The following is a 12,074-nucleotide window of genomic DNA, read 5'->3' as shown; positions in this document are numbered from 1 at the left end:
TATTATCTTTTGAAAAAAATAGAAAATCGCGCAAGTTTTTATTCAGAATAACATCTAAATTTAATTAAACAGCCTATAACCATCATTTTTTGATAGAAACCGAATTTATAGAACAATAAAAACATCTCACAGCAGAGTCATGATGACCATTCTCATGATGGCACATTTACTTCAGATTTTGAATATGTAGACGGTTCTGGTGATTTAGATGATTGCAACGGTATTACAATTGACGGAGAATACATGTATCTCGTAACTAATGAGTTTCCATATGTAAGTCGTTGTTTATGGGAGAAGTTGAACAAGAAGAACCTAGAGGACAGCAAGGTGGTCAGGCCGGACGGCCAAACATTGCTCGACTATTTGAAAAGATGGACAATAATAACGACGGAAGACTATCTCCAAAAGAAGTGAAAGGTCCATTAGCAAATAACTTTTCCAAAATAGATACTAACAATGATGGATTTCTTACGAAAGAAGAAATAGAAAAAGCACCACGACCTAATGGTCAAAGATCACAAGGTCGTAGAGATTAAGAATAAAATATTTTTATAAGAATTAAACTTTCATTGGTCTATTTAGTCCAAAGAAAAACTAATCAAACTAATAAATGAAAAACGGAATTAAAGTAGTACTGTCAATAGTGATTTTAGCTTTTATAGCTTGTTCGAGTGATGATGATAACTCATGCACAGAATCTACATGGTATCAAGATTTAGATGGAGATGGTTTAGGAAACCCAGATGTAAGTCAAGATGCTTGCGAACAACCAGATGGTTATGTTTCAAACAATTCAGATACGGATGACAATCCAGTAAGTACAAATTATGATATTTCATCACTATTAGCGCTTTTTGATGGCACAGGATTATCTTATGCAGTTAATGGAAATACTGTAACATTTACAACACAAGATTTACCAAATCATACAAGTCCTTATTGGCCAACTAATAATTCATTATATGAAGCATATAATGGAACCAATTCAAACTTTAATCAAAACCCTAATGCGATCACGGCACAAAATATTACGTTTACAATTCCATTAAATCCAGCGGAAGACACAAATCATCAAGCTACAGCTTTAGGTGCTATGGGGATTTCTAGAAATGGAGTCGTATTTTATAATCAGTATGCAGGACCAAATCAACCTTTAACTAATGAGATTAATTCTTTTGATCAGTGGTTAGGACATCCACAACAACAAGGAGCTTATCATTACCACATAGAACCAACGCATTTAACTCAAGAGTTTGGGGAAGATGCATTCTTAGGATTGCTTGCCGATGGATTTCCTGTTTATGGACCGTTAGAAAATGGAGAAGTTATTACGTCTTCAGATTTAGATGCATATCATGGACATACAACTGCCACTGCAGATTTTCCTGATGGAATTTATCACTATCATGTTACTGCTGATGATCCATATCTTAACGGAAATGGGTTTTACGGAACACCAGGAAATATTACAAACTAGTTGAAAAGGTTTTCTCTATATAGTCTTTTTTTTCTTTTCGTATTGCAATCATGCCAGCAATCAAATAAAGAATTAGTTATTCAAAATACTAACACTGAACTCGATTTACTAAATGGTGTTTTGATGTATAAAAATGAACCATTTATTGGTGCATTAGAATCGTATTATGATTCAAAGAAAATGAAATCTCAGACAAATTATAGTCAAGGGAAAAAGGAAGGTCTAGAAACTATTTGGCATCAAAATGATTCAGTCGCCTCAAAGCGTTTTTATAATAATGGCTTAAAAGTAGGAATCCATAAAGCATGGTGGGAAAATAGGAATCCGAAATTTGTGTATCACTTCAATGATAAAGGCGAGTATAATGGCAATGTTAAAGAATGGTATGAAACTGGAACCTTATTTAGAGATTTTAATTACATCAATAGAAAGGAAGTTGGAAGCCAAAAATTATGGTATGAAACTGGGAAAATAAGAGCAAACTACGAAGTAATTAATGGTGAGCGGTTTGGATTGATTGGATTAAAAAAATGCTACCAGGTCACTGTAGGTAGTAACAACGTAAAATAAAAGATACAGATGAAACCATTATTTATAATATTTGTTTTTGCGATATGCTTTTCTTGTGCTGAAAAAAATAAAAGCAAAGAGGAAGTTGGAGAAGTTGAAGTTTCAGCAACAAAATTGCCTTATTTTGATTCGCCCGATTTCACACCAAAATGGGAAAAGGTTGCACACAAAATTCCGGAATTCTCTTTTACTAATCAAGACGGAATTACAATAAACAATGCGACGTATAAAGGAAAGTTATACGTTGCAGATTTCTTTTTCACTACTTGTCCTGGTATTTGTCCTAAGCTGACGAAAAACATGCATTTGCTTCAAGATGTTTATAAAGATAACGATGAGATTTTATTATTGTCTCATTCTGTTATGCCGTGGGTGGATTCAGTTGAAAAGTTAAAAACCTATGAGATAAATAATAATGTCGATTCTAAAAAATGGAATTTAGTTACAGGTGACAAAGATCAACTATATGCCATTGCCAGAAACGGCTATTTTGCAGACGAAGACTTTAAAAAGACACAAGATGAAAGCGAGTTTATCCACACCGAAAATTTTATACTAGTGGATAAAGAAGGTTATATAAGAGGGGTTTTTAATGGCACTATAGAATTTGATCTTCAGCGCTTAATACGACATATAAAACTTTTACAAAAGGAAGATTGATTGATTAGTTTGATGTTAATTTGAAGAGCTTTGTGATTATTCGCAAAGCTTTTCTATTTTTAAAGAAATTTAAAACCTATGAAAAGCTTACTACCTATAATAGTAATTATCTCTGTCTTATTTTCCTGTAAGAATAATGATGAAATTCCACAAAGACAATATACTAAATTTTGGAAAAAAGATATTATTGTTGATTCTACATTAAACATTAGAGCAATTGAAGTTATTGATGGGAATATTTATTATGCTTCAGGGGATGGTAAGAATGGAATAATTTTGGACGATGGTTCGCTAGTTACTGGTTTAGTTCACAGTGATAGTTTAAAGTATTCTTTTAGATCTTCTGCATTCAATGGTAAAAACTTATTCTATATGAGTATTGAATCTCCTGCTTTAATATATAAATTAGACTATCATCAAAAGAATAAAGTTTATTTAAATCATAATTTAGTCTACCAAGAAAACCACGAGAAAGCCTTCTACGACTCCATGGACTTCTGGAACGATCAAGAAGGTATTGCCATTGGTGATCCAACCGATGATTGTATGAGTATCTTAATTACACGTGATGGTGGAAGCATATGGACGAAATTGTCCTGTGAGGATCTACCAATAGCTAAAGAAGGTGAAGCGGCTTTTGCAGCTAGTGATACCAATATAGCCATCATAGGAGATCATACTTGGGTTGCTACAGGTGGAAAGTCGAGTCGCATTTTATATTCTTCTGATAAAGGAAAAACTTGGGAAGTTTATGACACACCAATCGTTCAAGGTTTAGAAACAACAGGAATGTATTCCATCGATTTTTACGATGAAAATAATGGTTTTGCTATTGGAGGTGATTATACGAAACCAGCAGATAGTAGTGCTAATAAAATTAGAACACAAGATGGTGGAAAAACATGGAAACTTGTAGCGAAAAACCAATCACCAGGTTATAGAAGTTGTGTGAAATATGTTCCTAATGGAGAAGGGAAGGAATTGGTTGCTATCGGATTTAAAGGTATTGATTATTCCAATGATGCTGGAGATTCGTGGACACATTTAAGTGATGAAGGTTTTTATACGATTCGCTTTTTAAATGATAGTGTTGCTTATGCTGCAGGGAAAGGTCGTATATCTAAGTTGACGTTTAGAGAATAAAAAAAGAAGCCAATGGGCTTCTTTCTTTTTTAAGGTTTATTCTTTTTAAACTTTTCACGTCGTTTTTTCATTTCCTCAAACATCCGTTTATTGAATTGGTCTTCAACAACCTTGAGTAAAATAATCTTTTTTGCAGGAATCACTTTTAACAGATCGTTTATTTGTTTACTATGTAAATTGTGCTTTCTGTTTTCAAGCCCGAGCATATCTTTTATAAGTTTTTTAGCTTGTTCATCGGTTAAAGATTCAAAATTCAAATCTTTACGCATTTTTTGAGCTTCTTTGCGTAACATGTTTTTTTGTTCTTCAATAGCATTGTAAACTGGCCAAAACTTTTGAGCTTCAGTTTCACTGAGTTCTAATTTATCAGTAATGAAAGCAATCTTTAAAGCCTTAATGCGTTCTTGTCGTTCTTTTCTTTGTCCGAAAACGCTAACCGTTAATGCTATAAAAAACAGTGTTATGAGTGTTTTTTTCATTGTGTTTGTTCTATAATTAAATCTTCAATTTCAACATGTTCTAATAAATAGTCTTCAATTGAATTTTCTGGTATTTCGTTATCTATAAAATTGTCTTTACTTAATTCTTCTTCAGTTAGAAGCGATGCTAATTCATAATTTGAATAGTCTTCTTGTTCGATGTAATTTTCAATAGAAGCTATTTCAAGAGAATCAAAAGTTATTTTTTCCGAAGAAAAGAACACGTTAAACATTAAAACCAAAGCTGCTGCAATTGCTGAAGCGTAAATGATTTTTTTCCAACCAATGAGTGACACGACTTTTGTCTCAGTTTCGGCTTCTATTTTGTTAAATATCTTTTCCTCAAAAGATTCGAAATACGACTCAGGAACATCAAAACCAGATGTGTCAACTTTGTCTTTTAGATGCACTTCATTAAGGATTTGCTCTTCAACTTGCGAAAAGTAATCCTTGGGTATTTTAAATCCTGAAGTTTTAATTGTATCTAATTTTTTCTGTGTCATATCTATAAGACTCTGAAGTCTTTAATTGGTTTAATCTTGTGTTAAAATTGCTTCTATTTTTTTTACTGCAATATGATAAGATGCTTTGAGTGCACCTTCACTAGTTTCTAAAATATCTGACATGTCCTTATATTTAATATCCTGAAAATATTTCATATTAAACACTTGCTGTTGCTTCTGAGGCAAAGTCGCAATGGCCTGCTGTAATTTAAGTTGGATGGCATCACTTTCAAAATAAACATCGGCTTTTAAATTATTCACCATAAGCTGATGTGTTTCCTCGTTGTTTAAATTTAAATGTTTAGCATTTTTATTGATATGTGTAATCGATTCGTTGGTTGCAATACGATACATCCATGAGTACAATTTGCTATCCCCTTTAAAGTTATGGATATTTTTATAGACTTTAATAAACGTGTTTTGCAACACATCATCTGCATCGTCATGAGATTTAACCATATGACGAATATGCCAATAGAGCCTTTCCTTGTATAATTTCAATAGTTCTTTAAAGGCTAGTTCTCTGGTCTTTGGGCTTGCAAGTTGTTGTATGAAATCCTGTTCGTTATTCAATAAAAATGCTTTCTCTTTAGACTCATCAATTTACTGAAAGTTTAATGAAAAATAAGTTATTTTTTAATTCATTGCAAATCAAGTAGTTGAATTATATAACATCGATAAAGTGTATAAAATAACGTTGAAATGCATTTTTTTCTTGCATACTATACTTATTTCATTTATGTTTGTTCCAGCCTAACCTACTTAAATATTGCCATTGTCCCCAAATATGGTAATAGAATTGAAAAGGATACGACCCAAATCGCATCCTTTTCTTTTTTTTACGTTCTTCTTAAATCGATTTTTATAGCCTTATTCCATTTTTTTTATGACGCTGGATATAAATATATTATCTTGATAGCAGTATCTTTTATTTAATCGTTATGAAGTTTAATATTCTATTAGTCGTCTTATGCGTTCCGTTTTTTATTTTTTCTCAAGTTGGAATTGGTACAACGAACCCATCTGCTCAACTTGATGTTGTAACAGAAGCAACCGCTACATCTGAGCGAAAAGGTATTCAGGTAGACCTGAACAGTACATCTATAGCTCAGCAAAACACGTATAGTCTGCATCTTACAAATTCAAGTATGCCATCACTTACAGCAGCAAAATATGGGATCTTTAATAATGTCTCTGGAGCTGGAACTGCTACGCGTTATGGAATTTACAGTGAGGTTTTTAAGCCAGGTTCTGGCGCGACAACAACTGATATGTATGGCGTATCTAGTTTTATAGGTCAGGCTACAGGTGTGGATAGTAACAGTTATGGGTTCTATTCCGATATAACCAATGCTAGTAATACAGGAAATATATATGGTATTTATAGCACAGTAAATGGAACACCAGCAAATAATGATATTTATTCTGGCTATTTTTTAGGTGGTCAATTTTCAATAGGACAAACAACTACAGACAATTATATTTTACCAGCGAGTAGAGGTACAGTTGATCAAATTATGCAGACTGATGCTAATGGTAGTGTCACTTGGGTAGATAATGTAAACCCAGTGTCTTCAATTCCTATTTATTCAAACGGGAATTATGATATGAATCATGGAACAGTAGGAGTAGATTTAAACATGATGAATTCATCAATTGAGCCTACAGTTTATAATACAACAGGAAATATTCAGGTTAAACTGGTTATACGTTATACCAATGCCTTAGGGACAAATAATTTTCAGCTTAGAGCTCATGATGGTGCCACGCAAACATTTGCTATTACAAACGCTTCAGGATGGACGTATGCGTCAACTCAGACAGGAGGAATAGCAACAAGTAGTTGGGTCGATTGGAATGCAGGTACTAATGCACACGAAATACATGTTTTTGGTTGGAACAATACAAATAATGCAGCATCAGATAGTATCACTATTGTAAATTCTTATCTTCTAGTACGTTCTCAGTAAGCTACTCAAAACTCTGCATGTCTACCAACTTTTTATAAACACCATTTTTAGCAATGAGTTCGTTGTGTGTGCCTTGCTCAGCAATTTCACCTTTATTCATGACGATAATCTCATCTGCATTTTTAATAGTAGATAAACGATGTGCAATTATAATAGAGGTTCTGTTTTTCATCATGTTCTCTATAGCATCTTGAACTATGCGTTCGCTTTCAGTATCTAATGCTGATGTTGCTTCGTCTAGAATCATAATTGGTGGATTCTTTAAAACTGCTCTAGCAATATTTAAACGTTGCTTTTGTCCTCCAGAAATTTTTGTTCCTGAATCGCCAATATTGAAATCTAAACCACCTTTTAAATCTTTCACAAACTCCCAGGCATTGGCTATTTTTAAAGCCTCTATAACCTCTTCATCTGTAGCGCCTTCTTTCCCTAATAAAACATTATTTTTTACTGTGTCATTAAATAAAACAGAATCCTGAGTTACTAATCCCATTAGATCTCGAAGAGAATGTTTAGTTAAGGTTCTTATATCTGTTCCATCTATAGAAATAGAGCCTTCGTTAACATCATAAAATCGCGTTACTAAATTAGCTATGGTAGATTTTCCACTTCCAGATTGCCCAACTAAGGCGACGCTTTTTCCTTTTGGCACTTTGATAGAAAAGGCTTTAAGTACTAAATCGTCTTCATATTTAAAAGAGATATTATTTAGTGCAATTTCAGAAGTAAAATCAGTCTTAGTAATAGCATCAGGATTATCTTTTAGAGGCGATTCTGTATTTAAGATTTCTAAAACACGTTCTGCTGCGGCATTTCCTTTTTTAACACTATAACTTGCTTTACTGATGGCTTTTGCTGGTGTTAAAATATTATAGGCAAGTCCCATAAATGTCAAAAATTGTTCACCTCCAAGGCTTCCTTCAACTAATACCATACGTCCTCCAAACCATAATAAAACACCAATAACACCAATACCTAAAAATTCACTTGTTGGTTTCGCTAGATTTGTTCTATTGAGAAGTGAGTTTGAGTAATGAAAGAAACGCTTAGTTGAATCTTGGAATTTCTTATTAAAAAGGCCTTCCATATTGAAGCCTTTAATCACTTTTAATCCGCCTAATGATTCTTCTAATAAGGATAAAAAATAGCCTTGTTCTTTTTGAACTTTATCAGATTTTCTTTTTAAATTTTTACCTATTAAGGAGATAATAATTCCGGAAATAGGAATAAATATGAATACGAAGAGTGTAAGCTTTACACTAATAGTAAGCATAAATAAAATTGTAAAAATGATAGTTAAAGGTTCTCTGAAAAATAATTCTAATATAGATAAAAACGAATGTTGAATCTCTAGCACATCTGTACCTAATCTTGCCATGATATCTCCTTTTCGCTTTTCGGAAAAGTAAGAAAGAGGTAGTTCAATTGTTTTGCCGTAGAGTTCGTTACGGATGTCTTTTAACGTTCCATTTCTTAAAAATGTAATAAAGTACATTGCTAGGTAATTAAATATATTTTTAAGGAAGAAAACAGTAAGAATTAGAATGATTACAAAGGTTAGCGCTTTTGAAGCGTCGTTATCAGCGAGCTCGCCTATATGATAATTTAAATAATCATTAAAATAAGTTGCAGCATCAGTAAAACCTTTATAAGTTGGTTCTTTTAATACTTTTTCTGCATCATTATCGAATAAAACTTTTAATAAAGGCATTAATACCATAAAAGATAAACCTGAAAATAGGGCATAAAAAATATTTGCAATAATATTTAATATGGCATAGCCTTTATAGGGAATTGCAAATCGAAGTATTTGTTTGAAATAATTCATTAAATAAGTTTCATGTCTTTTAAGATGGCATCAATACGATCTTCTAATTTTTGTTCCGTAGCTTTAAATGCTGACACATTATTTAGAGTAGTATTTACGCTAATGTAGAACTTTATTTTTGGTTCTGTTCCACTTGGACGTAATGCTATTTTGCTTCCGTCTTCAGTATAATAAATCAAAACATTGGATTTTGGAATATCTATTGTGCTTTCTTTTCCTGAAACCAAATCTTTGACAATGGATAATTCGTAGTCTTCAACGCGAATTACTTTTGAGCCATTGACTTCACGTAAAGGGTTTTTACGAGCATCAACCATCATTTGTTTGATTTCTTGAGCACCTTCAATTCCTTTTTTAGTTATTGAGATTAATCGCTCTTTATAAAAGCCATGTTCTATATATAAATCAATTAAAGTTTGATACATCGTTTGGCCCTTTGCTTTTGCTTGAGCTGCAATTTCGCAAGCTAGAAGTGTAGATGTTACTGCATCTTTATCTCTTACAAAGTCACCTACCATAAAGCCAAAACTTTCTTCACCTCCACCAATAAAGTCTACAGTAGGGAAGTCTTTAATCATTTTAGCAATCCATTTAAAACCAGTTAACCCAATTTTACATTCTACTTTATATGCGTCTGCTAGAACAGACATCATAGGTGTAGAAACAATGGTCGATCCAATAAATTGATTACCATTAATTTTACCTGAGTTTTTCCACTGTTTTAAAAGGAAATCGGTCATTAATATCATGGTCTGATTTCCATTAAGAATAACCAATTCATTTTCAAGATTTCTAACCACGACACCTAAACGATCGCAATCAGGATCTGTACCAATCACGATATCACCATCAACTTTATCGGCTAATTCTACAGCCATTTTAAGCGCTTCAGGTTCTTCTGGGTTTGGAGATTTTACTGTTGGGAAATCACCATTTGGTTTCCGTTGTTCTTCTACAATATGAACATTGCTATAGCCTGCACGCTTTAAAGTTTCAGGAACTACTGTGATAGATGTACCATGTAATGAAGTAAATACAACATTTAGATTTTCCTTAGCTTCTGATGGCGTATCAAAACTTCCGTTTTTAACAGATTTATTTATAAAAACGTCATCAACCTCTTGACCTATATATTCTATATTATTTTCGTTGGCTTCAAATTTAATTTCAGAATAGTCCAAACGATTAATCTCAGCAATAATCTCTGCATCTTGTGGTGGTACTATTTGTCCGCCATCTTGCCAATACACTTTATAACCATTGTATTCTGGTGGATTATGAGATGCAGTTAATACAATTCCACAATGGCAGTTTAAATGTTTTAAAGCGAAAGATAATTCTGGCGTAGCACGTAAATCTTCAAAAAGATAGACGTGTATTCCATTTGCCGAAAAGACATCAGCCACTACTTTTGCCAATGTATTACTATTATGTCTACAATCATAAGCAATTGCCACTTTAAGAGGTTCAGCTGGAAACGATTGCTTTAGATAATTACTTAGCCCTTGGGTGTTCTTCCCTAAAGTGTATTTGTTGATTCTATTTGTACCAGGTCCCATAATGCCTCGCATTCCGCCTGTTCCAAATTCAAGATTTTTATAAAAGCTCTCTTGGAGTTCGCTAGTTTTGTTAGCAATTAAATCTTTTATGTGGTTTTGAGTCTCTTGGTCAAAAGTTGGCGTTAGCCATGTATTGACGCGTTCTAATAGTTGAGGTTCAATGTGTGTCATGTATAATAATTATGCTACAAAAGTAGGTAATTGAATGATTTTTGGGTAAAATAGATGTAATAAATTACACTATAACGTTTACGTTAAAATTGGTTTAAAGCTAAAAGTTTAGCTCTTGTTTTATCAAATAAAGACTTCCACCTCTTTTAGAACGAAGTATAAGCTCACCTAAAAACCCAGCTACAAAAAATTGAGAACCGAGAATCATGGTGGTTAATGAGATGTAAAATTGTGGACGATCGGTAATTAATCGACCAGTAGGATTGAGGAAAAGCTTATCGAAGCCTAAATAAGCGGCGAATACAAATCCAATGGCAAGCATGATTACGCCTAAAGCTCCAAACAAGTGCATTGGTCGTTTTCCAAATCTAGATAAAAACCAAATCGTAATCAAGTCTAAAAAGCCGTTAATAAAACGATCCATCCCAAATTTGGTCACGCCATATTTTCTGGCTTGATGTTGAACCACTTTTTCTCCAATTTTTGAGAAACCTGCATTTTTAGCTAGAACAGGAATATAGCGATGCATTTCACCATTAACATCAATATTTTTAATCACATTTTTGTTGTAGGCTTTGAGTCCGCAATTAAAATCATGAAGTTTTACACCAGAGGTTCGTCGTGCTGCCCAATTGAATAATTTTGATGGAAGGTTTTTAGAAATCACAGAATCGTATCGCTTCTTTTTCCAACCAGAAACGAGATCGAATTTATCAACTACAATCATATTATAGAGTTCTGGGATCTCCTCTGGATTGTCCTGTAAATCGGCATCCATAGTAATAACAACATCTCCTTCTGCTTTGGTGAAACCAGCATGAAGTGCTTGCGATTTACCGAAATTTTTTAAAAACCGAATACCTTTAACATTAGCATCCTTTTGGGATAATTGCATTATGGTAAACCAAGAATCATCTGTACTACCATCATCTATAAAAATGATTTCATAAGAAAAACGATTGGATAGCATAACTTTTGCAATCCAATCGTGTAATTCTGTTATTGATTCTTGTTCGTTAAGTAGTGGTATGACTACTGATATATTCATTTAGTGATTTTGAAAATTTGATATTTCAAAAATACTGAATTTTTTTAAGCTTCGTTAGGATCTTTTTTCTTCATTATTAATGCAACTATTAAACCTATAACAGTAAAAAAGATTAAACTCTGAGCTAATGATCTTAATTGTGTGCCAATAGCAAATGTATCTTGCTCTTCCATTTGAGCGATGGTTTTGTTAATTTCACTTTGAGGCGCACCCATATTTTCCATAAATCCCTGAGTTTTCGTAATTACAAGTTCTTTTATATATAACGCAGAGTCTGGGTCAATAAAGTTGAAAATAATAACTGTCACTATTGTGCTTATCGTTACGCCAATTGCAATCGGTATGAAATAGGCTGTGAATGCTTGTTTGAAACTCATAAACCCTCCGAGAATACTTTTTGATTTTGCGCTTGATATAACTCCTATTGTTATTATTATCAAAGGCATAAGGAGAAGGTTTATCCAAAAGTTAACTATCAATTCTATATTTAATGCATAACATAGAACAGTATATAAAACTAGACCTAATGCTAGATATATGCCATAGTTTACTGCGGTTGATTTTAATGATTTTTCCATAATTTGAGTTGATTATTTAGTTATTATGTTAGTTAGTATCTTATTAATTAAAATTGTTACATTTACTTTCTAAATAAAAAAGAAAGAA

Annotated in this window: 13 protein-coding genes and 1 pseudogene; 7 read left to right on the top strand and 7 right to left on the bottom strand. The window is 32.8% G+C overall.

The genetic code is table 11. The features are described 5' to 3' along the window. Window positions 1-123 precede the first annotated feature (123 nt). The 6 genes and pseudogenes from V7719_RS18785 to V7719_RS04960 form a co-directional block, all read left to right on the top strand. Window positions 124-228: pseudogene (locus tag V7719_RS18785) on the top strand (YHYH protein); the annotation flags it as partial. A 59-nt stretch (window positions 229-287) separates the two neighbouring features. Then, complete coding sequence (locus V7719_RS04980) at window positions 288-536, top strand: EF-hand domain-containing protein (RefSeq protein WP_335728770.1); 249 nt, start codon at window positions 288-290, stop codon at window positions 534-536. Window positions 537-610: 74 nt separating this feature from the next. Then, a complete protein-coding gene (locus tag V7719_RS04975; RefSeq protein WP_335728769.1) occupies window positions 611-1,477 on the top strand; it encodes a YHYH protein in 867 nt (288 codons plus the stop codon). A gap of 123 nt (window positions 1,478-1,600) precedes the next feature. Further along, on the top strand, window positions 1,601-2,047 hold the full coding sequence (locus V7719_RS04970) for a toxin-antitoxin system YwqK family antitoxin (protein ID WP_335728768.1): 447 nt from the start codon (window positions 1,601-1,603) through the stop codon (window positions 2,045-2,047). Between the two features lie 9 nt (window positions 2,048-2,056). Beyond that, window positions 2,057-2,707 carry an SCO family protein gene (locus V7719_RS04965; protein ID WP_335728767.1) on the top strand — a complete coding sequence of 217 codons (651 nt, stop codon included), beginning with the start codon at window positions 2,057-2,059 and terminating at the stop codon, window positions 2,705-2,707. Window positions 2,708-2,785: 78 nt separating this feature from the next. Next, window positions 2,786-3,850, top strand: a complete 1,065-nt coding sequence (locus tag V7719_RS04960; RefSeq protein ID WP_335728766.1) for a WD40/YVTN/BNR-like repeat-containing protein — start codon at window positions 2,786-2,788, stop codon at window positions 3,848-3,850. Between the two features lie 29 nt (window positions 3,851-3,879). On the opposite strand, the gene V7719_RS04955 is transcribed toward V7719_RS04960, so the two are convergent. From V7719_RS04955 to V7719_RS04945, 3 genes are read right to left on the bottom strand one after another with little or no spacing between them, the layout of a single operon-like run. Continuing rightward, window positions 3,880-4,329: a sensor of ECF-type sigma factor gene (locus V7719_RS04955; protein WP_335728765.1), complete on the bottom strand. Its 450-nt coding sequence runs from the start codon at window positions 4,327-4,329 to the stop codon at window positions 3,880-3,882. Continuing rightward, on the bottom strand, window positions 4,326-4,832 hold the full coding sequence (locus V7719_RS04950; RefSeq protein WP_335728764.1) for a hypothetical protein: 507 nt from the start codon (window positions 4,830-4,832) through the stop codon (window positions 4,326-4,328). Before V7719_RS04950 ends, V7719_RS04955 begins: the two co-directional genes overlap by 4 nt. Before the next feature lie 30 nt (window positions 4,833-4,862). Further along, window positions 4,863-5,405: an RNA polymerase sigma factor gene (locus tag V7719_RS04945; protein ID WP_335728763.1), complete on the bottom strand. Its 543-nt coding sequence runs from the start codon at window positions 5,403-5,405 to the stop codon at window positions 4,863-4,865. A gap of 368 nt (window positions 5,406-5,773) precedes the next feature. On the opposite strand from V7719_RS04945, the gene V7719_RS04940 reads away from it, so the two are divergent. Then, window positions 5,774-6,802, top strand: coding sequence for a hypothetical protein (locus V7719_RS04940; RefSeq protein ID WP_335728762.1), 1,029 nt, complete (start codon window positions 5,774-5,776; stop codon window positions 6,800-6,802). Between the two features lies 1 nt (window position 6,803). Here V7719_RS04940 and V7719_RS04935 read toward each other — a convergent pair whose 3' ends face one another. The 4 genes from V7719_RS04935 to V7719_RS04920 form a co-directional block, all read right to left on the bottom strand. Then, complete coding sequence (locus V7719_RS04935; protein WP_335728761.1) at window positions 6,804-8,630, bottom strand: ABC transporter ATP-binding protein; 1,827 nt, start codon at window positions 8,628-8,630, stop codon at window positions 6,804-6,806. Next, window positions 8,630-10,360: a phospho-sugar mutase gene (locus V7719_RS04930; protein ID WP_335728760.1), complete on the bottom strand. Its 1,731-nt coding sequence runs from the start codon at window positions 10,358-10,360 to the stop codon at window positions 8,630-8,632. Before V7719_RS04930 ends, V7719_RS04935 begins: the two co-directional genes overlap by 1 nt. Before the next feature lie 100 nt (window positions 10,361-10,460). Continuing rightward, window positions 10,461-11,408, bottom strand: a complete 948-nt coding sequence (locus V7719_RS04925; RefSeq protein ID WP_335728759.1) for a glycosyltransferase family 2 protein — start codon at window positions 11,406-11,408, stop codon at window positions 10,461-10,463. A gap of 44 nt (window positions 11,409-11,452) precedes the next feature. Further along, window positions 11,453-11,986, bottom strand: a complete 534-nt coding sequence (locus V7719_RS04920) for a DUF4199 domain-containing protein (RefSeq protein WP_335728758.1) — start codon at window positions 11,984-11,986, stop codon at window positions 11,453-11,455. Between the last annotated feature and the right edge of the window lie 88 nt (window positions 11,987-12,074).

The organism is Psychroserpens sp. (assembly GCF_036960315.1).
Classification (GTDB): domain Bacteria; phylum Bacteroidota; class Bacteroidia; order Flavobacteriales; family Flavobacteriaceae; genus Psychroserpens.
Note: the sequence above shows the minus strand (reverse complement) of the source record. Positions and strands in the feature narration are given on the sequence as shown.